We start from the raw sequence: 22,407 nt of genomic DNA, 5'->3' as shown, positions 1-22,407 counted from the left end.
CACTGAACCGGCCCAAGGCGACCGTGAACCGCTCGCGCCGATCCGGCTACACACCTGGTGACCAGACGGACTTCGGCAGGAGTGACCATGACCTCGACCACGGACACACATACCGTGGGTACCCGCGACCGCCCCCCGGTGCGCACCGTCATCGGTACCGAGTTGAGCAGACTTCGGCACGGTTTCCTCGCCTGGTACACCGTGTTCGCCCCGGTCGTGATCGCCATTCCGCTCTACCTGGGCTCGCTGTTCTCCCCCGAGGGCGCCTCCGGGCAGACCTGGCAGTCCTTCAGCCGGGTGACCCTGGAGTTCTGGGGCGTGTTGATCCCGATGACCGCCGGGCTAGCCGCCACCCTCTCAGTGCGCGCCGACCATGACGCCTGGCGCATGCTGCTGTCCTACGCCGTACCCAGGTGGCGCTACTTCGTCGGCAAGTTCGGCGCGTTGTCGGTGCTCAGCCTGATCTCCAGCACGATCTTGGCGGTGGTGCTCACCGCGGGGGCCGCGCTGAACGGGACGCTCGGGTCGGCCACCGGCATGATCCTCGCCGCGGCGTACCTGCCGTGGCTGGCGGGGCTGGCGAGCACGGCGCTGGCACTGCTGGTGGCTGTGTGCTGGGGCTTCGGCCCGGGCATCACGGTTGGCGTGGCCGGGCTGCTGTGCGGCGCTCTGACCGCCGACAAGGTCTTCTGGTACGTGATCCCGGTGGCGTGGCCCATGCGGGTGATCCTCCCGATCGCCGGTATCGGTCCGAACGGGATCGTGCTGCCGGAGGGCAGCCCACTGGCCAACCCGGACGCCATCCCGGTCGCGCTCGGGTTGTCCGTGGCCCTCGCCGCCGCCCTGCTGCTCCTGGGTGGCAGGCACATGAGCCGCAAGGAGATCTGATCATGACGACACTGGAAGTAGCCGGTCTGCACAAGCACTACGGTGATCACCACGCCCTCGACGGCATCGATCTCACCGTCCGCCCCGGTGAGGTCTACGGGCTGCTCGGACCCAACGGCGCGGGCAAGACGACCTTGATGAAGGTCGTCCTCGGCCTGCAGCGACCGACGAGCGGCACCATCAGGCTGTTCGGCCTGCCCTACGACCGGTCGCTGCTCGCCCAGGTCGGCGCGCTGGTGGAGGTACCGGGGCTGTGGCAACACCTCGACGCGGTGGCGCACCTGCGTGTCCACGCGCGGCTGCGTGGGGTGGCCGAGCGCTGGATCGACGATGTGCTCGACCAGGTGCGGTTGGCCGACGTACGCCACCGCGCCGTCGGCAAGTACTCTCTTGGCATGCGCTGGCGACTCGGCATCGCCGTCGCCCTGCTGGTCCGGCCGCGGTTCATCATCCTCGACGAGCCGACCAACGGGCTCGACCCCGTCGGCATCCGGGAGATGCGCGAGCTCATCCGCACCCTGGCCGGGGCGGGAACCACGATCATGGTGTCCAGCCACCAACTCGGTGAGATCGCGCAGGTGTGTGACCGAGTGGGCGTCCTGGTGGCGGGGAAGACCAGGTACGAGGGGCCGGTCGACGGCCTCGCGGTGGACGGCGACCTGGAGGCCGGGTTCTTCCGCATCATCGACAGCGTCGGCGGTGGCGTGCGCTGAACGTGGGCCGGACCACGGCGCGGTGAGCGGGCGCCAATCAAGGCCTCGGTGTGGCACACCCCCGCCGCACCGAGGCCGCCCGCCTACAGCCCGCTCAGTCCGATCCGGTCGACGGAAGGCACACGGACGGTGCCACGCCCACGCCCACCCGCTGGGTCGGCACGTCCATGCGCGAACGCAACTCCGACCGGCCCCGAACTCCCAACTCCTGGTAGAGCCGCCGGATCCGGCGGTACATCGACCGCTCCGAGCAGTAGAACTGCTGCGCGATCGCGGAAATACTGGTCGTACCGCACAACATCCTGACCAAGCGGCTGTCGTCACGTACCCGGTCGGCTGGGAGGTCGGGACCACCACCGCCGACGAGGACCTGTCCGCGGGCAACTTGCGCGGGCATGGCGGCGGCGCAGAGGGCGAGTACCGCGTCGACCTGCTCGTCGACCGGCAGTCGGATGTTCAGCACGCCGCTGGCCCCCGCCTTGATGGCCAGGAAGGTCTGGTGACCGCTGATGTCGTTGACCACGGCCAGGATCGGTGTCAGACACCGGCCCCGGCGCAGTGAACGCACCACTTCCCGGTCGGGCTCACTCGCCGCGGGCACCAGCAGCGCGGGGATGTCGTCGAGTTCGGCGAACAGCGCGTCCGGTTCGCCGAACCGGACGGCTACACCAGCTTCCGCCCAGTCCGCCAAGGTGTGCGCGAGTTCGGTGCGCAATCTGGCGTGCGCGGCCAACACCAGGCCGCGTCCTGCTGAATCCGGCACCGGGCCCCCATTCCTTAGTGATCACGTGCTTTCGTCGTGCTCTGCAAGACTACTCACTTGATCAGCGCGGGAAAAGCGGCAGCTTCGCTTGTTGCTGATTACCGCACCGTGACGGGAAAATTTCTTGACAACCGCCGTATGCGATTCACGGAAATGCCATCCACTTTGGACAGCTCGAGGAGAGCCGACTCCGCGGCGTCACGGCTTCTCGCACAGCTTGAGGCCGGTGCTGAGCAGCGCGCCCAGGCTGATGTCACCGCCCTGGCTGCCCTCGGTGCGCAGCGGATCGATTTTCCGCACACCTGCGGCCTCCGCTTTGTCGTTGAGCGCGTAGGCGTCACCGCTGGATGTGACGAAGACGACCTCGTCCGCGCCACGGCATTCCAAGGTGCCCTCGTTGACGCTCAGCGGCCAGAGGTAACCGAAATTGGCATCGGACACCTTCTGGGTGGTCCCGGTGGGCGGTGGCAACGGGACGGTGGACGTGGTGGTCGGATCGCTCTTGCCAGCGGCGCACCCGGACAGCACGAGCACGGCCACCGCCGCGGAGAGGGCGGCTCGGGGAATTGCGAACCCGTTGTCGGACCGGAACATTCGTCACATCACCTCGTCGATTTCGTGGTTTCGCCTGCCTGCAGGAGGGCGACGTAACCGTCCTCCAGAGTCGGGGTGATCACGGTGGCACCCGGTGGCGGGTCGCCGACCAGCCGGTACTCGATACCCGCCGAGTCGGTCACCGCGTTGACGACCGTGCCACCCGAGGGCTGGGAGTCCGCTCGCAGCAGGTAGGTGCGGCCCGCGGCCGCCTCGGTCAGCCCAGCCGTGGTGCCGTGGTAACGCAGCGCTCCTCCGCCGAGCACGCACACCCGGGGGCAGGTCTGGGCCACGTCGTCGAGGATGTGCGTGGACAGGATCGTCACCCGGTCCCCGCCGAGCTGGGCGAGCAGCGCGCGGAACCGCATGCGCTCGTGCGGGTCGAGCCCGGCGGTGGGTTCATCGACGACGATCAACCGGGGATCGCCGAGGAGTGCCTGGGCGATGCCGAGGCGGCGCTTCATCCCACCGGAGAACATGCCAACCCGGCGGGAGCCGTGCTCAGCGAGACCGACCTGGTCGAGCAGGTCCGCTGTCTGGGCGGCGCGGGCCTTGCGGTCGTCGATCCCCTTGAGCAGCGCGATGTAGTCCAGGGTCTCGCGGGCGGTGAGATCCGGGTAGAGGGACAGCTCCTGGGGCAGGTAGCCCAACAACCGCTTGACCGCGGTCCGCCCGGCTGAGGTGGTCAGATCGTGCTCACCGACGAGCACCCGACCCGAGGTGGGGCGCAAGACGCCGGTGAGGATTCGCATCAGTGTGGTCTTGCCCGCTCCGTTGGGGCCGAGCAGCCCGGTCATGCCCGCGTCGACGCGCAGTTCGATCCCCGCGAGCGCGACCTGCCCGCCCCGGTACGTCTTCCCGAGGCCCTCGATGACGATCTTCACTGGCGCACTCCTTCCGTCGTCGAACGGCCGCTCGCGCGCCTGCCGACGACCAGCCGGGCGGCGAGGAAGAACAAGACGGCGCAGGCGAGCACCGCCACCAGGTTCAGCAGGGCCGAGCCGGTGTTCGCGTCCGGGCTGAGCACGCCGCCGCGACCACGATCGGCCCAGATCCCGCGCGCACCGAGCCAAGCGACCGCCTGGTAGCCACCCAGCGGCGACAGGATCGTGCCGGTCGGCGACGGGACCGGCACGATGGACGGGCTCAACTGAGTGGCCCAGAACCACGCCGCCACCACCAACACCCGCGCGACCGCCACCGGCATCAGCAGCCCGAGCAAGCAGGCGAACGCGGTGATCACCAGCGCCGCGGGCAGCACGACGGTGATCGCCCCGACCACGGCGACCACCAGCGGCCGCAACTGCCCGACCTGAATCGCCACCACCGTGCCGAGCAGCACCACTGCGGCGAGCACCGGCGCGAGCGCCACCGCCAAGGCACCGGCGAGGACACCGGACATCCGGGTGGTGCGGCTTCCCGGTGTGGTATCCAGCAGGTCGGTCAGCCCGGGCCGGGTGTGCTGGGAGAGCCGTCCGGCGAGTGCGACCCCGAGCCCGACCACGGCGAAGGTGGTGACGACCAACACCGCCGTCCCGACTCGGCCCGCCGGGTCCGCGATTCCCAACACCGCGGGGGACGACAGCGCGAGCACGACGGCGAGCGCGGTGAGCGGCAACAGCGACAGCCACAGCACCCGCCCCCGGGTGGCCATCCTGGCCTCGTACCAAGCCGAACCGCGCAGGACCGACCAAGTGGTGCTCATCGCCTTGCCCCCTCACTGAGATCGCGGTCGCCGCCCAGCAGGTACGCCGCCCGCGCGGCGAGGACAGCGGCGGGCAGCAGGTACGACACCAATCGCGCGGCCGTAGACGGCAACATCCGGTCGAGCACGAACAGGTCGGCGAACCACGCCGCGAGCACCACTGTGGAGGCCCCCGCGACAGACCCCAGGGCCACCGCCGCCCAAACGCCCACCCCCATCATCAGCGCGGCGAGGCCGCCTACCGTGGCCAGCCGCTCGACGGCCGCCGCAGCGGGCACCAATGCCAGGGCCAGGGCAACGGCACCGATCATGGTGCAGGCGCCGAGCAGCGCGACGCGCCGGGCCAGGGTGGTGCGCAACGAGGTGGGCAGGCTGGAGTGCAACTCGAACGCGGGCTCACCGACAGCCACCGCCGCTGTCGTCAGGCCCGCGACCAACGGCAGCACCACCCGGGTCAGCCAGCCGCCTGTGAAACCCGCGCCGGGCAACGCCATGCCGGTGCACAGCAGCGCCGCGGCCACCAACGGCGGCGCGGCGAGCAGGTGTCTGCCTGCGCGGCGCGCCTCATACCGCCACACTCGCACGTCGTCCACACCCTGGGTGTAGCCGAAGGGCGCACCGCGGTTCACGCCGATTCCCACCGCCGGGTCGGCAACTGCCGGACCTGGTGGACGGCCAGCGCGAACAGCGCGAGTGCGATGGCGGCGGTCCAGGGTGTCGTCGCCCACACGTGCGAGAAGACGGTGCCAACCCGTTCGGCGAGTCCACCGCGCGACAGCGACGTCATCGATCCGAGGCACCACATGGCCACCGCCGCGGCCGCGCCAACCCCCGAAGAGTGACGGACCGCGCCGACGACCGCGACGGCCGACGCGAGCAACGACTGCCCCAGCCAGCCCATGACCAGGTCAGGTACGGGCGTGCCCGCCCCTACTAGGTGCACGGCGACCGAACATCCCAGCGCCAGCAGCAGATCGACCGCGAGGACCAGCACCAGCCGCGCGATGAAGACGGTGACCGGCGACACCGACAGCGCGTGCAGCAGCTCGCCGCGCGGATCCGCGCGGCGGGAACACGTGGCGAGCGAGCCGAACAGCACCGTCAGCACGACGGCGGCGGCGAAAGCCTGTGCGCCCAGCCGGGCGTCCGGGGTAGTCACCGCGATCGCGGTGGCGGCCGCGAGACCGAGCACACTCGACGGCAGCAGCAGCCGGGGCATCAGCCGCAACTGCCACCGGACCAGCCGCGTGCCCGCGCGCCACGGGCGAACCGATCCGGCCCGGGAAGCGCTCGGGGCGATGGCGGGCAGCAGGGTGTCGAACGCGGGCGGGGCGAGCGGGGGCGCCAATGCGTCGGCGGCCTGCCGGGTCGCCACCGCGAGCCGCCGCCAGGACTCCCACCTCTGCTCGCAGTCGCGGCACGTGTCGACGTGAGGGGGCCGGGCCGGGCCGCGCAGCTCGTCCGCGGAGAGGTGGGTCATGGCATGCTCCTGGGTGCCTGGGACGGGCTGAGCCGACTGGCCAACCGCCGTCGGGCGTGCGACATCCTGCTCTTGACGGTCCCGACCGGGATGTCGAGTGTGGCGGACACCTCCGGGTAGGAGAGATCCTCGGCGAGCACGAGCACCAGCACCTCACGCAGGTGTTCGGGCAGTTCGGCCACCGCAGCGGCAAGCGTGTCGCGCTCCGCGGCGGCCAGTACCTGGTCCTCGACACCGGGTTTCTGATCGGGGACCTCAGCAGCCCCGTCGAGGTCGGTCTCCACCGGCCCGGCCCGGCGGAGACGGTTGTGCGCCTGGCGGCGGGCCACGCCGTAGAGCCACCCGCGCACGGAGGCCTCGCCGCGGAAACTGCCCGCGGACTGCCAGACTGCCAACCAGGTCTCCTGCAGGATCTCTTCAGCGACCCCGGTGTCGGCCGTCAACCGCCGCAGCAGCCGGAACACCCCGCTGCTGTGCCGTTCGTACAGACCGCGCAGGGCGTGCTGGTCACCACGCGCCACGGCGGTCATGAGCTGCTCGTCCGACCCCACACACACGTGTGTAGCAGGCGGCAGCCGAGCGGTTCACACCTGTCGCCCCCCTAACCGATCGAGTGAACTGCCGTCCGACCGTCGTGACTGCCAGTTGTCGTCCGACGCCTTGAAGCACCGAGCGGGCCGGGGTTGTGTGGATGGCGGCGGCCTCGTCGAGGCCGCCGCCTCGCGGGGATTGCGGTACCGGTGCGCCGACCGCGCACCGGACATCGACCAAGGGAGACAGCACATGCCGACCATCGAGCTGACCACTCCGGCCGTGGACGAGATCGACCTGTTCGACCTGGACCTGGAGGTCGGTGTCGAGCAGATGTCGCTCACCCCGGCCATCACCAGCATCTCGCTGTGCACCCCCGGGTGCACCAGCGCGGGCGGCGGCAGCAACTGCAGCTTCTGCTGCTGATGGTTCGTGGCGCCGGGTCGGGGGCGGGCACCCCGGCCCGGCGCCGTCCCACTCAACCCTGGGAGCTGACCGATGGATCCGCTGTTCCGTGCTTGGCCGGTGTTCCTGGTCCGCGCACCGCTGCTGCCCGAGACCCAGAACCCGGGCACACACCAGGCCCCCGGGCCGGACGACCACCTCGGGGTGCTCACCACCGCGGTGTCCGACCCGGTGCTGACCGAGGCGATCACACTGGCCAGCCCGTCCCTCGGCGCGGTACTGGCCAGGGTCGCCGCAGGTGACCTGGCCGGGCTCAAGCCGAAGCAGGTGCGCCGGGCCGCGCTTTCGGTGCTGCGCTACGAGATCCGGATGCGCACCCGGCCCACACCGTTCGGTCTGTTCGCCGGGGTCAGCACGGGCCGCTTCGGTGACCCGGCGGTGGTCCGCGGTGGCGACGACTGGCACCGCACACACGTGGACATGGCGTGGCTGGCCCGGGTCGTGCACCACGCCGAAGCAGACCTCGGTGTGCTGGCCGGGCTGCGCGTGCGCGCCCACCAGGCCCTGGTCCACCGCGGCGACCGGGTGGTGCTGGAGACCCCGTCCGGTCTCGGCGCGCTGCCCGGGCAGACGACCCGGTCGGTGGTGTCGGTGCGCCGCTCGCCGGTCGTCGTCGCGGCGTTGGCCGCCGCGGCGCACCCGGTGCCGGTCGCCGAACTGGTCAGCGTCCTCGCCGATCGGTTCTCCGGTGGCGCACCCGCTCCGGCCACGAAGCTGGTCCGCTCGCTGGTCGAGCAGGAGCTCCTGGTCACGGACCTGCGGCCGCCGCTGGACGGCGGTGACCCACTGCGCCACGTCCTGTCCCGATTGCCCGGCGGAGAGCGGCGTGCCCGGCTGACCGAGCTCGACCGGTTGCGCGGCAAGTACGACACGTTCGCCCCAGGAGAGGGCACCGCCGCCTTGGTCGACCTGGTGGGGGCGGCCGCGCAGATCGAGGAGTTTGACACGCCGCTGCATGTGGACACCCGGCTGGACCTACGGGTCACCGTGGCCGAGGAGGTGCGGACGGAGGTCGAGCGGGCCGCGACGGTGCTGTGGCGGTTGTCGCCGCCGCGGCTGGGCATGCGGCCGTTACGGGACTTCCACGGCCGGTTCCTGGAGCGCTACGGTGCCGACCGGCTGGTCCCGGTGCTCGCGCTGCTCGACGCGACTCGCTCGCTGGGCGCCCCACACGGCTACGAGTGGCCGCCCAGCGAGGACGCCCCGCACGACGCCGGGGAGCCGTCGAGCACCCGACGCGACCGGCTGGTCAGCGAGATGGTCGTGGCGGCGGCACGCACCGGGTCGCGCGAGACGGTGCTCACCGACGACTTGGTCGCCGAGCTCGCCCACGACGAGGCCGATCCCGCAGACCTACCCAACTCGTGCGAGCTGTACGTCCACGTCGTCGATCAGCGCGATGGGGACTTCCGAGTGGTGCTCTCGCCCAGTCCCGGGTCCCACCACGCGGGCGCGACCGCGGCCCGGTTCCACGACCTGGTCCCAGAGTGGTCACCCGAGCGGCATCCGGTGCACGTCTCCGGCGCGGTTCTCGCCGACCTCGCCTTCACGCCCCGTTCCGGCCGCGCCGCCAACCTCGCGCACACGCCGCCCACGACGGGCAGGCGCATCACAGTCGGGTTGCCGGACGCCCCGGGTGTCGAGGAAGTCCCACTCGCCGAGATCGCCGTCGGCGCCACCCTGGACCGCCTCTACGCGGTGCACGTGCCGACTGGCCGCGAACTGGTACCGGTGCTGCCGAACATGGTCAGCCCCGCGGTGCAGGCACCTAACGCGGTCCGTCTGCTGTTCGAGTTGGGGATGGAGGGCCAGCGGCTGTGGGAGCCGTGGAACTGGGGTCCGATGGCGAACGCGCCATTCCTGCCCAGGGTCCGCCACGGCAAGTGCGTGCTCGCCCCGGCGACCTGGCGGTTGGACGCGGTGCGCGAGTTCGACGACTTCGATGCCTGCCTCACCCGGTGGCGTGAAGAATGGGCGGTACCGGACCACGTGCTCCTCGTCAGCACCGACCAGCGGTTGCTCGTGCACCTCGACGACCCCTGGCACCGGCTGTTGCTGCGCGACGAACTGCGCCGCAACCCCGAACTCGTCGCCCAAGAGGTCGCCGGGGGCGACGAGACCACCGGTGACGGACATACTCGCGAACTCGTCATCTCCCTGGTACCGCGTCCGGAACGGGCCAGGCCACCGCATGTGGCGCACGCCGTCGAACGGCCCGCGCCACCGCTGGCCGGGGACTGGTTGTACCTCTTGGTGCACGGTTCGCGGCTGGTACAGGACGACCTGCTGCGCGACGAGGTGCCCAGGCTGGTCCAACTAGCCGCGGCCGCAGGCGCCGACCGGTGGTTCTTCATCCGCTACACCGACGCCGACGGCCACCACCTCCGACTGCGCTTCCACGGCGACCCCGCTCGGATGTGGTCGGAGCTGCTGCCCGCGGCGAGCGCTCTGCTGGCGAGGTGGCAGGAACTGGGGCTGGCGGGCGCGCACCGGGTGGAGCAGTACGAACCGGAACTGGAGCGCTATGGCGGCCCAGCCGCCCTGGCAGCGGCCGAACGGGTCTTCGGCGAGGACAGTGCCGCGGCGATCACGTTGCTGCGGTTGGCCAGGGATACACCCTTCACACTGGACGCGCTCGGGGCGATCTCGGTCGCGTCGCTGGCCCACGCCTTCGGTGAACCCCCGCCGGGCACACCCTGGGTATCGGCCACGGGGGAACCCGCCGAATCTTGGTTGGAGCTCACCGGCTCCCGCCGCGACCTGCCCCCGGCCTACCGCACCGACGCGGCCCGGTGGCAACGGTGGATCGACCCGGCGGGCGGGTGGCCGGGCCTCGGCGGCGAGGGGGACGTCGTGCTCGCCGCGCTGGCCCGCCGCGACGAGGCGGTGCGCGACTACGGGCGGCTGATCAGCGAACTCATCGCCGACGGGCACCGCACCGCGCCGATGGCGCGGGTGGTCGGAAGCCTGCTGCACATGACGTGCAACCGGCTTCTCGGCGGCGACTCGGAACGGGAGCGCACCGTGCTCGGCATCGCCAGGGGCGCGGTCCAGGACAACGGGAGCAGGCGGAGGCACCGGGCATGAAGCACTCGACCAGAACACGGCCCGCACTATCCACATCGGATGCCACGGAAGTGGTTGCCCTGGTCGCCACGCGACTGACCGACCCCGAGTCCGTCGCCGCGATCTCGGACCGGCCGGACAATGTGGAACCGGTCTACGGCGCGTCCCAATGGGGACCGCTGACCCTGGCCAACGGTCTGCCCGGCATGGCGCTGTTACACGCGGAGCTGGCCGCGGCGGACGGCCGCTGGGCGGCAGTGGCACACGGGCAGATCAGTCGCGCGGCCGAGTTGATGTCGTCACAAGCGTCCAACGGGCTCTATGCCGGGCCTGCCGCGCTACTGGCCGCCGTAGTCCGCATGGAACCGAACTACGCGACCTTGCGGCGCAAGCTGACCGCGTGGGTCGTGGCCGACCAGCAGACCCGGCTACGCGCGTGCGCGGCGAGGCGAGATCCGGGCGTGTCGTGGGCGCACTACGACGTGGTCAACGGGCTCTCCGGCACCGCACGGCTGTTGCTCGACGCCGGGCCCGAGGCCCGCCCGGTGGTCGAGGAGAGCTTGCGGTACCTCGTGAGCCGCTGCGAGCCGATCATCGTCGAGGGGACTGGCGTCCCCGGTTGGTGGGTGCCCGCCGAACTGCAGCCGGTCGCCGCAGACGCGCGCCAGTACCCGCGCGGGGACTTCAACCTCGGTCTGGCACACGGGATCGCCGGCCCACTGGCACTGTTCACGGCCGCCTTGGTGCGCGGGTGCGAGGTGCCAGGGCAACGGGACGCGATGCGCCGGACAGCCACCTGGTTGCTGGACCGGCGCAAGTACGACAGTGCGGGCGCGTACTGGCCGTGCAGGCTGTCGTGGGACGAGGAGACCCAACCGGGTCCGGAGCCGGTGTTCACCCGCGCGGCGTGGTGCTACGGCGCCCCAGGTATCGCGGCCGCGCTGCACCAAGCGGGCCAAGCGCTCGGCGAACCCGAGTGGTGTGCCGCCGCCGTGGCGGGTCTGCGGGCGGTTTTGGACCGCGACGAGCGGGCGTGGAACCTCGACGGACCGACGGTCTGCCACGGCACGAGCGGTCTGCTCCAGGTCGTGCGCCGGGTCGCGGCGGCCTCTGGTGATCCGGCGCTGCTCGCGGCGGTGCCCCGGCTGGTCGAACACACCCTCGGGTTCGCCGACCCGGACGCGCCGTTCGTGTTCGCCCACTTGGTCCCGGACTCGCCACTGGGCAGACACGCGGACACCGGGTACCGACGGCTGAACGTCGCCGGGATGTTGGAGGGCGCGGCCGGGGTCGCCTGCGCCCTGCTGCCGTCGACAGGGGCGTGGGACACCGCCCTGATGCTGGTTTGAGGAGAGCATCGTGGCCACCCCACCGCGCAGACTCCTGCTCGGCGTGAGCGGTTCCGTCGCCGCGCTCAGCCTGCCCGCCTACCTGTACGCCTTCCGGGCCGCTGGGGTCGGGGAGATCATCGCGGTCACCACGGCGGCCGCCAACCAGTTCCTGCCCACGACGAGCCTGGCGGCGCTCTGCGACCGGGTCTGCACGGACGCCGATCCCCGGCTCGGCCACGTCGCACTGGGGCGTTGGGCCGACCACACCCTCGTGCTGCCCGCCACCGCGCACCTGCTCGGGTGCCTGGCCAACGGGCTCGCGCCCAGCCTGCTCACCACTACCCTGCTCGCGGTGGAAGGTCCGATCACCATCGCTCCCGCGATGAACCGGACGATGTGGGAACGTCCCACGGTGAGGCGCAACGTCGCCACGCTGCGCGCCGACGGCCACCAAGTGGTGGAGCCGGTGCCAGGCAAGACCTACGAGGTCGCAACCCGCGCGGTGGTCCCCGGCATCGTCGTACCGCCACCGGAAGTCCTGCTCAACCAGATCAGCGCGACGGACCAGCCGTGACCGCCGCGTTCGACGCGCGCGACGTCGTAGTCCGGTACGGGCGCAGAACCGCCGTAAACGGGGTGTCCCTGTGCGCGCGGCCCGGCACGATCCTCGCCTTGCTCGGCCCGAACGGAGCGGGCAAGTCGACGCTGCTGCGCGCGTTGTCCACCGCCGTGCCGCCGAACTCGGGCCAGGTCGAGGTGTTCGGCCACGACGTCGTCCGCGACCCGGTCGCCGCACGCGGGCGAATCGGAGTGGTGTTCCAGGAGCGCACGCTCGACCCCGACCTGTCCGTCGACCGGAACCTGTGGTTCCACGCCAGGCTGTTCGGCCTCAGTCGGACGGACGCGCGGGTGCGGATCGACGAGGTCCTCGCCCGGTTCGGGCTGACCGGGCGGCGCCGCGACCCGGTCGCCGACCTGTCCGGCGGTCTCGCCCGGCGGCTGGAGATCGCCAGGGCATTGGTCCACCGGCCGGGTCTGGTCGTGCTCGACGAGCCGACCACCGGCCTGGACCCGGACGCGCGCCGCGCGGTGTGGGCGGATCTGCGGCGGTTGCGGGACGAGGACCAGGTGACCGTCCTGTACGCCACGCACTACCTCGGCGAGGCAGAACTCGCCGACCACGTCGTGATCATCCACAGCGGGGTCATCGTCCGGCGGGGCACACCCGCCGAACTGAAGGACGGGTTGGCCACACCCACCCTCCTTTTGTCCACAGTGGATGACCCGGTCGCGGTCCGGCAACTGGCCTCGGCGGGCTTCGACGCGCGGCTATCACCGGAAGGGGTGTCCGTGCGCTGCGCCCAGCCGGGGAGCCACATCGCAAGTGTCGTGCGGGCGGTGACGATGGCGGTGCACGAGGTCACCGTCCGGGAACCCTCCCTCGACGACGTCTACTTCGCCACGACCGGAGGGGGTACGGCATGACGCGGCCCGCGGTTTCCGAAGTGGGACGGGCGCTGGGTGTGGTCGCGGCCCGCGACCTGCACCGGCAGGCACGCCACCCGGGCGCACTGGTCGCCCAAGGGGTGCAGGTGGTGTTCTTCCTCCTCGTCTATGCGATCGGGTTCGACGGCATGATCGGGTCGGTCGACGGACTGCCGTTCAGCGCGTACGTCTTCCCCGGCATCATCACCATCCAGGTGGTCACGCTCGGGGTGAGTTCCGGACTGACCTACGCCTTCGACCGCGAGTACGGCATGCTGCGGGAAATGCTCGTGGCACCGGTCCCCCGGCTGTGCCTGCCGCTGGGCAAGGTCTTGGCGACGGCCGTCGTGGCCGCCGGGCAGGCGGCGGCGATGCTGGCGTTCGGCCCGCTGCTGGGGTTGCCGCTGACCGTCAGCGGTTATGTCCTGGGAGTGCTCGCTTTCGCGGTCGCCTCCGCGGTGTTCGGTCTGCTGGGCATGTTGCTGGCCACGCTCGTCCCCCAGGTCCAGGTGTTGCAGTCGGTGGTGCAGATGGCGATGTACCCGCTGTTGTTCCTCTCCGGTTCGGTGTTCCGGCCCGACTCAGGTCCCCGGTGGCTGACGGCGGCGCTGAAGGCGAACCCGATGACGTACGCGACCGATGGAATCCGTCACCTCGTGGTTCCCGGGCACGGTTCGTTCCCGCTGTGGCTGGATTTGGCGGTGGTCGTCGGGCTCGCCGCGGCGCTGGCCACCGCGTTGCGCTGGCGGGTGGGCCGATGAGGCAAATAGCGTGGCTCACTGAGAACTCCGACTGGTTCAAGCCCGCGGTGTGGAACGAGATGCTGCCCGCACGGCAATTCGCGGCGGGTCCCCTTCTGGAGCTGCTCGTGCTGTGTGACGCCGCCACTTGCGGCCCGCTGACCGACCGAGCTCTGGAGATCGCCGAAGAAGTCACCGCCACGAAGCGGTTCCGCGCCGGGCTGTACCGCGGCGACGCGCTGTTCACACACCACGTGTGGCTGTTGGCGTTGATGAACCGCCTTGGCTCACCATCACCGCTGCTCCCCGCTGCGCAGTTGTTGTTGCACACAGGAGTTCGACCCGCGATGGACGGCGTCGCGGCCCTAGAGCTGCGGTTCGCCGCCCGGCTGGGTGGACTGGAGTGCCCACACCTGCCCCCATCAGCTCAGTTGTACCGGCGTTGGCGAGACGGACAACACCTCGACCCGTTCCGGCTCACCGGTTCCGAGAGCTACGCGCTGACCCATGCCGTGTTCTACGCGACCTCGTTCGGACGGGTCCCGTTGCCCGAGGACGCCGAACTCAACCGAACCACGCGGCTTCTGCTCGCCACTCATCTCGCTGTCGGCGACTACGACCTGGGTGCGGAACTGCTCCACACGGCCCTGCTGACCGGCGGACCAACCGGGCTCGTCGACGCGCACCGCCACCTCGAGCACGCGGTTCAGCCGGACGGGTACGTCCCGGGGCCGCTCCACGACACCACCGTGCTCGCCCAGCTCAGTGGCCGCAAAGCGCGGGCATACCGGTTCGGCACCGGCTACCACACCACCCTGGTCACGGCGCTCGCATCGTCCGCCTGGCAGAGCCACCCGACGGCCCCGCTCACCCCCGAGATCACGGGCCCGGCCGACGCCTGCGTGGACCTCGTTCTGGCAGTGCGCGGACAGAATCTCCGCCGCACCGCCGACCTGCTCCTCGCCTCGACTCGATCGAACCCGACCGTCCAGGCCGCGGCGGCCTTCCTCCGGTCTCAACGGCAACCAGAGGGCGGCTTCGGAATTCCCCCCGACCCGAACCTCACCGCCAAGTGCGAGGCCGCACTGGCCGCAGTCGAAAGTCCGAGTCCTGGCGAGCGACCGGGAAGTCTGGCCTGACCACCAGGGACGTCACGCGCTGTTGGCGAGATCGTCGTCGAGGATGTCGCAACCTCGGGGTGGGTGGTGCCGTACTTAACGGTGGCCGGGTCTGATCGGGAGCTGGGCGAGTGGACGGGGAAGCGTGTGGTGGTTTCTCGGCGGGGGTTTTTGGTGGCGGGGTCGGTGGCGGCGATCGCGTTGGGGGTGGAGGGGACCGCGGGGGCGGCGACCGTGTATGAGGTGATGCGGAGTCGGTGGCGGGATGTGGTGACGGGGGTGGATTACAACCCGGCTGTGGAGCCGTTCGCGAGTGCGTTGGGGAGTTCGGGGGCCTCGGCGGGGAGGTACCTGAGTGGGATGACGTTGGGGGGTGCCGGGTTGTGGGCCGACCTTCCGATTGGTGCGATTTCTTCGCACGTTACCGGGTCTTTCGCGCGGTTGCGGGTGATGGCGTTGGCGTGGGCGCAGCCGGGGACCGGGTACACGGGGTCGGCTGTCATGGCGAGTGCGGTGTCGGCGGGGGTGCGGTGGATGGTGGACCACGCCTATTCCGCGACCGGCACGGAGTACGACAACTGGTGGGATTGGCGGATCGGGGCGCCGCAGAAGTTGTTGGACATCTGCTGTCTGGTGACGCTTTCCCCGACCGACCTGGCGGACTGCCTGGCGGCGGTGGACCACTTCGTGCCGGTGTCGCAAGTGGCGGTGTACAAGGACAAGAGCACGGGTGCGAACCGGGTCGACCTGTGTCAGGTGATCGCACTGCGCGGGGTGTTGGGCGCGGACCCGGTGGGGATCGCGGCGGCGCGGGACGGGTTGTCGCCGGTGTTTCCGGTGGTGTTGGCCGGGGACGGGTTCTACGCGGACGGGTCGTTCCTCCAGCACACGTACGCGCCTTATACCGGCGGGTATGGCGCGGTGTTGCTCGCCGGGTTGACCAAGGTGCTGTACCTGCTCGCCGGGTCGACCTGGGCGGTGACCGACCCGAATCGGCAGGTGTTGTTCGATTCGGTGGAGGCGGCGTTCGCGCCGTTCATCCACAACGGATTGATGATGGACGCCGTTTCGGGGCGCGGGATCGCCCGGGAGGACCAGAACGACCACCAGCGGGGGCACAACGTCATCGCGTCGGTCGTGTTGTTGGCCAACTCCGGGCTGGCCACGACGGCCGAGGCGGATCGGTGGCGCGGGCTGGCGAAGGGGTGGATCAGCAGGGACACCGCCGAGCCGTACCTGGCCGACATGCCGGTGCCGGACCTGGCTCGGGCGGTGAACCTGCTGGCGAACGGGAGCGTCCCGGCCGCCGCGCACCCGTTGTCGAGTCGGGTGTTCGGGGCGATGGACCGGGCGGTGCATCGACGTCCACAATGGACTTTCGCGGTCTCGATGCACTCCGCGCGCACGACGTTCTACGAGACCGGGAACGGTGAGAACCTGCACGGGTGGCACACCGGCAGCGGCATGGCGTACTGGTGGGGTCAGGACTACGGCCTCGACCAGTACACCGACGCCTTCTGGCCGACCGTGGAGCCCTACCGCCTGCCCGGTGTCACCGCCTCCCGCAAGGCGCTCGCGGACGCGGCGGGCGGCAACTGGAACGCGACCCGGCCGACCAACATCTGGGCCGGTGGCGCCGCGGACGGGGTCGCGGCCGCGGTCGGCCACCACGTGACGGGGTTGCAGTCGACCCTGACCGGCCGCAAGTCGTGGTTCCTGCTGGACGACGCCGTGGTGTGCTTGGGCGCGGGGATCACGGCGACCGACGGCGCGGCCGTGGATTCCGTTGTGGACAACCGAAATCTGGGCGAAACCGGCACGAACACCCTGACGGTGGACGGAACTCCGCAGCTCACGACCCTGCCGTCGTCGCAGAAGTTCGTCGGGGCCCAGTGGATGTCGATCGCGGGGTTCGGCGGGTACGTGTTCCTGGGTGGCGCGAGCGTCAGCGCGTCCCGGTCCCAGCGGGTGAAGTCGTGGGACACCATCGACAGCGGCGGCTCGGACGACCAGATCACCCGCCGCTACCTGACGCTGTGGTACGACCACGGCACCGACCCCACGAACGCCTCGTATTCCTACATGATCCTCCCGGGGGCGTCGAACACGACCACTGCGGCCCGCAGCGCGTCACCGGGCGTGACGGTGGTGGCGAACTCGGCGTCTGTCCAGGGTATTACGGCGGGAACTGTGCGCGGCGCCAACTTCTTCGCCGCGGGCTCGTGCGGGTCTATCACCGCCACCGCGGCGTGTTCCGTGCTGGCCCGACAGGACGGTTCGGTGCTGTCAGTGGCCGTCTCCGACCCGTCCCGCACCTCCCCCACGGTGACGATCACGCTGCCGGACAACGGTTTCACCTCGGCAGCGGCCGACCCAGGGGTGACCGTGCTGCAGACATCGCCGACCACGAAGCTGCTCGTCGAGGTCGGTGGCACCCTGGGCGGCAGCCGGGTGATCAGGCTTGGCTCCGGCTCCCCCATCTCCCCCGGCACCGCGTCAACGGCCAGTCCCACCGCGGACGCCTATGTGGTCGATGGCGCCTTCGCGAACCAGAACTACAACACCGGAGTCTTGACGATCAAGACATCGCCCACCGGCAACAACCGGGCTTTCCTCAAGTTCAGCCTGGCCCTGGCAGTCGCGCCGAAGCGGGCGGTGCTCTGGCTGCACGGCAGGGTCAACGACGGCGACAACATCCACTCGACGGTGACCGTGTGCCGGACCAGCGGGTCGTGGACCGAGACCGGGGTGACCTGGAACAACCAGCCCACGCTCGGCACCACGCTGGCCACCGCCCGGATCAGCTCGCAGCCGGACTGGATTGGTCTGGACGTCACGGCGGCGCTGTCCACCAACCCCGGCCTGGTGACCTTCGGCCTGACCGGCGGCCCGTTCGCCGTCGACCTCGACAGCCGGGAAGCCACCGCCGCCAACCGGCCGGTGCTGCAGATCATCACCTGATCGGCGGCGCACCCGTGGCCACCTGTCCAACGTGGACAGGTGGCCATTCGGTCGAAGGCGGACGGACGCGCGCGCTGGGCCATCCAGACCAAGATCGAACCGCCGGGCAACCGGGGTGGCGGCGGCACCCGTAGGTGTGGGCGACAACCCCGACCGGGGATGCCCGATTCCTTGAGGTGTCAATGAAATCCCGAAGACTCGCCCTCGCCATCACCCTGGCCGCGGCCACCGCCGTCGCCGTCCCACAGGTGGCCGACGCCAACATCATCGCGCACGACTACCCGGTGCCGTCCACGGGCTGCTCGGCCACGACGTCCCCCGTCCCGCCGGGCCAGACGTACAACCTGGCGCTGTCCACCAACGGCGGGTACCGCGACTACATCATCCACATGCCGTCGACCTACGTCCCGGGGCACAAGAAGCCGCTGGTGCTGACCTACCACGGCCGCAAGGGTGACGGCTACGACATCGAGACGTACTCGCAGTTCGACACCCTCGACGCCATCGCCGTCTACCCGGTGGGCCTGCCGGGCGAGGACGGCGAGCGCGCCTGGCAGAGCGCCCCCTACGCGGCCGCGGGCGTGGACGACGTCCTGTTCACCATGGACCTGCTCGACGACCTGCAGGCGCACATGTGCGTTGACCCGGCCCGCATCTACGCCGTCGGCAAGTCCAACGGCGGTGGCTTCGTCGCCCTGCTCGCGTGCAGGCTCCCCGCACGCATCGCCGCGTTCGGCATCGTCGCGGGCGCCTTCTACCCGGACACCGGCGGCGGCTGCGGCCCCACGGCCCCGGCCGTGCCGCTCATCGACTTCCACGGCACCCAAGACTCGATCATCCACTACGACGGTGACACGAACAACCACGGCCAGGCGCTGCCCGCGATCATGGACTGGGCGCAGACCTGGGCCAACCGCTCGGGCTGCGCGACCACCCCGACCGAAACCTCGATCTACAGCCAGGTCGTGTCGGTGACCTGGAACTCCTGCCAGCCACACAAGGAGGTCCAGCACTACCGGATTCTCGACGGCGGCCACACCTGGCCGAAGACCCCCGCGACGAACAGCGGGCCGGGCCACGTCAACACCCAGATCAGCGCCACCACCACGATCTGGAGCTTCCTCACCGCCCACACCACCACCATCTGACCGCGGGTCGTGCCGGGCCTGAACGAACGGGTCCGGCACGGCTGTCGTTCGCACAGGGCTGGAACCGCTCCCATTCCGCGCCGCCCGATGCGGCAGCCCGCTGCCATTTCCGACCAAACCAGACGGTTTCCCGCCGTCACCCGCCGCGCAGTCCACGTCACGCCGTTCACCAGTGCGAACGAGCCGACGGTCGGGCGGTGGGCCGGGTGCGGGCGGTTGCTAGCGTGGCGCGGTGTCGGAGCGAGGACAGTCCGGGCGCGTGGTGGGCGGCCGGTTCGAGCTGCTGGATCGGCTGGGCAGCGGTGGCATGGGGACGGTGTGGCGGGCCCGCGATGTGGGCCTGCAGCGCGAGGTCGCCATCAAAGAGGTGCGCCCGGCCGACGCCGCGCTGTTCGAGAACAACCCGGCGCTGGCCGAGCAGCAGCGCGAACGCGTGCTGCGCGAGTCCCGCGCGCTCGCCCGGCTGCAGCACCCGAACGTCGTGTCGATCTACCAGATCATCGACGCCGACGACTCGCCGTACCCGTGGATCGTCATGGAGCTGGTCCAGGGCGCGTCCCTGGAGGCGCGGCTGCGCGACGGCGCCATCTCCCCCGCCGCGGCCGCCCGCATCGGCCGCGGCGTGCTCGCGGCGTTGCGGGCCGCGCACGCCGCCGGGGTGATGCACCGCGACGTCAAGCCGGGCAACGTCCTGCTGCGACCGGACGGCAGCGCCGTGCTCACCGACTTCGGCATCGCCGCCCTGCACGACTCCGGGCAGCTCACCGCCACCGGCGAGGTGATCGGCTCCCCGGAGTACATCGCCCCGGAGCGGCTGCTCGGCGACGAGACCAAGACCGCGTCGGACTACTGGTCGCTCGCGATGCTGCTGTACGTGGCGGTCGAGGGGCACCACCCGCTGCGCCGGGCGACGACCATGGCGACCCTGGCCGCGGTGATGACCGAACCGGTGCCGCCGCCGCGCCGCGCGGGCGCGCTCGGACCGGCCCTCAGCGCGGTCCTGGTGCCCGAGCCGGGCGCGCGACCCACCGGCGACGCGCTGGACCGGATGCTCGCGGCCGCCGAGCAGGGCACTCCCGTCCCGCTCGGACCGCCCACCCCCGCGGGTCCCGCCTTCGCTGCGCCGACCACCGGGCAGTGGCAACAGCCGAGCACGGGGCAGTGGCAGCAACCGTCGACCGGGCAGTGGCAGCAACCGCAGCAGCAGTTCCCGGCGTACTGGGCTGCCGACTCCGCCCCGCGGCCGAAACCCACCCGCAAGCGGACCGGGGCGATCGTGTTCTCCCTGGTCGCGGTCGCGCTGGTGCTGGTGGCCACGCTGGTGATCATCCGCACCATGAACTCCACGAACACCCCCGTCGACGCCGGTTCGGGCGCGTCGGACACCCCCGTCACCCAGGTCACGACGCAGTCGGGCGCCAGCCACGTCCCCATCCCCACGGTCGCACCCCGCACGACCACGACCGTCGCCGCGCCGAAGGACCTGCTCACCCCGGCGGGTGCCCGAGCCGTGGTCAACGCCCTGACCCCGGTGATGGGCGGCACCAAGGTGTCCGAACTGACCATCTACTCCGAGTACGCCAACGCCACCGCCCCCGCCAAGGCCGTCAAGAACGGCTACGACAACTTCGAGTACCGCAACGGCACCGCCAAGCGCGACGGCGCGGACTCGGTGGACGCCGACCGCACGGTCCTCGACCTCAACAAGGTCAACTGGGACGCGCTACCCGCCCTCTGGGACCGTGCCAACAAGGACCTCGGCGTCGACAAACCCACGATGCGCTACCTCATCCTCGACACCGACATCATCAACGGCGACCCGTCCCTGCGCCTCTACCTCACCGACGACTACGGCGGCGCCTACCTCCTCGCCACCCTCGACGGCAAGGTCGTCAAGCTCTACGCCCGGGACAAGTAGCCCCGCTCAGGCCCGGGGGCCCACGCCGTGGAGGAGGGTTTCGACGACCTTGGTGGCGAGGAGTTGGGGGTCCGTCGATGAGGTGTTGTGGGCGGCCTCGCCGATGAGGGCGTAGTAGACCTTGCAGGCCCAGTCGAGGTCGGTGTCGGGGGCGAGGAGACCGGCGGCTTGGGCGCGGGTGAGCAGGCGGACGCAGCGGGCGTTGATGTGGCGTTGGCCTTCCGCCCACTTGGAGCCCGGCGCGAAGGACTCCTGCATCGCGAAGGGCCAGCCCAGTTTCACGGCGAGGACGTTGGCGGTGATCTGGTGCAGGGCGACCAAGGGGGGCGCTGTGTCCGGGTGACCGGAGTCGATCACGGCCTCCACCTGGTCCAGCACGTTGCGGACCATGGCGTCGACCAGGGCCTGGCGGTTGGCGAAGCGGCGGTGGACGGTCGTCCTGGCCACGCCCGCGGCCTCGGCGACCTGCTCCAGGGACGCGGTGGGGTTCGCGGCCAGCACCTTCTCGGCGGCCTCCAGGATGGTGCGGACGCTGCGTTCGGCGTCGGCGCGCAGGGGGCGTTGTTCCCGGGTGGCCACGGCGCTCACCGTACCCCGTTCCCAGTATCTGCTACACGACTGTTGCTGATGATAGATTATCTGATACAACTGTGTCGCAGATCGAATGGGAGAGGGAGCGACAAGTATGAGCACCGCACTGATCACCGGGGCGTCGGCAGGGCTGGGCGAGGAGTTCGCCGGGCAACTGGCGGCCCGGGGGTACGACGTCGTCCTGGTCGCGCGCAACAAAGACCGGTTGGCGGCCTTGGCGGCACGGTTGCGCGCGGCGCACGGCGTGCGCGCCGAGGTGATCGTGCAGGACCTGAGCGAGGTCGACGCCGTGCCCGCGATCGTCCGCGGGCTCGACGCGCTGGGGATGAGCGTGCACACACTGGTCAACAACGCCGGGTTCGGCACGGCCGGGCGGTTCGAGGAGATCGCCGACGGGCGGGACCGGGACCAGTTGATGGTCAACGTGGTCAGCCTGGTCGCGTTGAGCCGGGCGCTGGTGCCGCAGGTGCTGGCCAACCGGGGCGCGATCGTCAACGTCGCCTCCACCGCCGCGCTCCAGCCGACCCCGTACTTCGCCGCCTACGGCGCGGGCAAGACGTTCGTGCTCAACTTCAGCCTCGCCCTGCGCGCCGAGCTGAAGGGGCGCGCGACCGTCCTTTGTGTATGCCCCGGCCCGACCGAGACCCGGTTCTTCGACGAGGTCGAGGTCGGCCGCAAAGCCGCGATCGGGAGCAGGTTCATGACCGCCGAGGCCGTCGTCACCGCCACGCTGCGCGCACTCGACCGGGACCGCGGTTACGTCGTGCCCGGCTTCCTCAACTACGCCAACGCCCACCTGTCGCCGCGACGGCCGCGCAAGGTGGTCACCGCGATCAGCGAGCGGATCACCCGGTCCGCCCTTTCCGTCCAACCGTCGCGGGTGGCCTGAAACTCACGTACGAATGCCCTT

The 22,407-nt window shown here is 70.8% G+C and carries 21 protein-coding genes; 13 read left to right on the top strand and 8 right to left on the bottom strand.

Annotated features, from left to right (window positions below):
- Positions 1–87: 87 nt before the first annotated feature.
- Both H504_RS0106460 and H504_RS0106455 read left to right on the top strand, forming a co-directional pair.
- Positions 88–888, top strand: a complete 801-nt coding sequence (locus H504_RS0106460; RefSeq protein WP_026422105.1) for a lantibiotic immunity ABC transporter MutE/EpiE family permease subunit — start codon at positions 88–90, stop codon at positions 886–888.
- A 2-nt stretch (positions 889–890) separates the two neighbouring features.
- Entirely contained in the window at positions 891–1,601 is a 711-nt protein-coding gene (locus H504_RS0106455; RefSeq protein ID WP_035303421.1) for an ABC transporter ATP-binding protein, read from the top strand.
- Positions 1,602–1,695: 94 nt separating this feature from the next.
- Here H504_RS0106455 and H504_RS33655 read toward each other — a convergent pair whose 3' ends face one another.
- The 7 genes from H504_RS33655 to H504_RS0106420 form a co-directional block, all read right to left on the bottom strand.
- Positions 1,696–2,364, bottom strand: a complete 669-nt coding sequence (locus H504_RS33655) for a helix-turn-helix domain-containing protein (RefSeq protein ID WP_157440244.1) — start codon at positions 2,362–2,364, stop codon at positions 1,696–1,698.
- A 198-nt stretch (positions 2,365–2,562) separates the two neighbouring features.
- Positions 2,563–2,958 (bottom strand): DUF2511 domain-containing protein, encoded by a 396-nt coding sequence (locus H504_RS0106445; RefSeq protein WP_157440243.1) that lies wholly within the window; start codon positions 2,956–2,958, stop codon positions 2,563–2,565.
- Between the two features lie 8 nt (positions 2,959–2,966).
- Complete coding sequence (locus H504_RS0106440) at positions 2,967–3,842, bottom strand: ATP-binding cassette domain-containing protein (RefSeq protein ID WP_026422102.1); 876 nt, start codon at positions 3,840–3,842, stop codon at positions 2,967–2,969.
- A complete protein-coding gene (locus H504_RS33650) occupies positions 3,839–4,663 on the bottom strand; it encodes a hypothetical protein (protein WP_051385559.1) in 825 nt (274 codons plus the stop codon). The genes H504_RS0106440 and H504_RS33650 overlap by 4 nt, the downstream gene beginning before the upstream one ends.
- Positions 4,660–5,256: a hypothetical protein gene (locus tag H504_RS38460; protein WP_157440242.1), complete on the bottom strand. Its 597-nt coding sequence runs from the start codon at positions 5,254–5,256 to the stop codon at positions 4,660–4,662. Before H504_RS38460 ends, H504_RS33650 begins: the two co-directional genes overlap by 4 nt.
- Before the next feature lie 32 nt (positions 5,257–5,288).
- A complete protein-coding gene (locus tag H504_RS0106425; protein ID WP_026422101.1) occupies positions 5,289–6,143 on the bottom strand; it encodes a hypothetical protein in 855 nt (284 codons plus the stop codon).
- Complete coding sequence (locus H504_RS0106420; RefSeq protein WP_026422100.1) at positions 6,140–6,694, bottom strand: RNA polymerase sigma factor; 555 nt, start codon at positions 6,692–6,694, stop codon at positions 6,140–6,142. Before H504_RS0106420 ends, H504_RS0106425 begins: the two co-directional genes overlap by 4 nt.
- A 232-nt stretch (positions 6,695–6,926) precedes the next feature.
- Here H504_RS0106420 and H504_RS39505 point away from each other — a divergent pair, with 232 nt between their 5' ends.
- The 10 genes from H504_RS39505 (at position 6,927) to H504_RS0106370 (ending at position 20,906) form a co-directional block, all read left to right on the top strand.
- Positions 6,927–7,100: a gallidermin/nisin family lantibiotic gene (locus tag H504_RS39505; protein WP_084467438.1), complete on the top strand. Its 174-nt coding sequence runs from the start codon at positions 6,927–6,929 to the stop codon at positions 7,098–7,100.
- Between the two features lie 72 nt (positions 7,101–7,172).
- Positions 7,173–10,226 (top strand): lantibiotic dehydratase, encoded by a 3,054-nt coding sequence (locus H504_RS33635; protein ID WP_051385557.1) that lies wholly within the window; start codon positions 7,173–7,175, stop codon positions 10,224–10,226.
- Positions 10,227–10,276: 50 nt separating this feature from the next.
- Positions 10,277–11,554 carry a lanthionine synthetase C family protein gene (locus H504_RS0106405; protein ID WP_026422099.1) on the top strand — a complete coding sequence of 426 codons (1,278 nt, stop codon included), beginning with the start codon at positions 10,277–10,279 and terminating at the stop codon, positions 11,552–11,554.
- Positions 11,555–11,564: 10 nt separating this feature from the next.
- Positions 11,565–12,110 (top strand): flavoprotein, encoded by a 546-nt coding sequence (locus tag H504_RS33630; protein WP_051385555.1) that lies wholly within the window; start codon positions 11,565–11,567, stop codon positions 12,108–12,110.
- Positions 12,107–13,021, top strand: coding sequence for an ABC transporter ATP-binding protein (locus tag H504_RS0106395; RefSeq protein ID WP_026422098.1), 915 nt, complete (start codon positions 12,107–12,109; stop codon positions 13,019–13,021). The genes H504_RS33630 and H504_RS0106395 overlap by 4 nt, the downstream gene beginning before the upstream one ends.
- Positions 13,018–13,782 carry an ABC transporter permease gene (locus H504_RS0106390; RefSeq protein WP_026422097.1) on the top strand — a complete coding sequence of 255 codons (765 nt, stop codon included), beginning with the start codon at positions 13,018–13,020 and terminating at the stop codon, positions 13,780–13,782. The genes H504_RS0106395 and H504_RS0106390 overlap by 4 nt, the downstream gene beginning before the upstream one ends.
- Entirely contained in the window at positions 13,779–14,900 is a 1,122-nt protein-coding gene (locus H504_RS33625) for a DUF6895 family protein (RefSeq protein WP_051385554.1), read from the top strand. Before H504_RS0106390 ends, H504_RS33625 begins: the two co-directional genes overlap by 4 nt.
- A gap of 225 nt (positions 14,901–15,125) precedes the next feature.
- The gene (locus H504_RS33620; RefSeq protein ID WP_084467437.1) at positions 15,126–17,840 is read left to right on the top strand and encodes a polysaccharide lyase family 8 super-sandwich domain-containing protein; all 2,715 of its coding nucleotides are present in this window, start codon (positions 15,126–15,128) and stop codon (positions 17,838–17,840) included.
- A gap of 182 nt (positions 17,841–18,022) precedes the next feature.
- On the top strand, positions 18,023–18,988 hold the full coding sequence (locus tag H504_RS0106375) for a CE1 family esterase (RefSeq protein ID WP_026422096.1): 966 nt from the start codon (positions 18,023–18,025) through the stop codon (positions 18,986–18,988).
- A 232-nt stretch (positions 18,989–19,220) separates the two neighbouring features.
- Complete coding sequence (locus H504_RS0106370) at positions 19,221–20,906, top strand: serine/threonine-protein kinase (RefSeq protein ID WP_026422095.1); 1,686 nt, start codon at positions 19,221–19,223, stop codon at positions 20,904–20,906.
- 6 nt (positions 20,907–20,912) lie between these two features.
- Here H504_RS0106370 and H504_RS0106365 read toward each other — a convergent pair whose 3' ends face one another.
- A complete protein-coding gene (locus tag H504_RS0106365; RefSeq protein WP_035303418.1) occupies positions 20,913–21,485 on the bottom strand; it encodes a TetR/AcrR family transcriptional regulator in 573 nt (190 codons plus the stop codon).
- 106 nt (positions 21,486–21,591) lie between these two features.
- Between H504_RS0106365 and H504_RS0106360 the strand changes: the two genes are divergently transcribed.
- Positions 21,592–22,386 (top strand): SDR family NAD(P)-dependent oxidoreductase, encoded by a 795-nt coding sequence (locus H504_RS0106360; protein ID WP_035303417.1) that lies wholly within the window; start codon positions 21,592–21,594, stop codon positions 22,384–22,386.
- Positions 22,387–22,407: the final 21 nt, after the last annotated feature.

It is taken from the genome of Actinokineospora inagensis DSM 44258 (assembly GCF_000482865.1).
Classification (GTDB): domain Bacteria; phylum Actinomycetota; class Actinomycetes; order Mycobacteriales; family Pseudonocardiaceae; genus Actinokineospora; species Actinokineospora inagensis.
The sequence above is the reverse complement of the archived record's forward strand: the minus strand, read 5'-3'. Positions and strand labels throughout refer to the sequence as shown.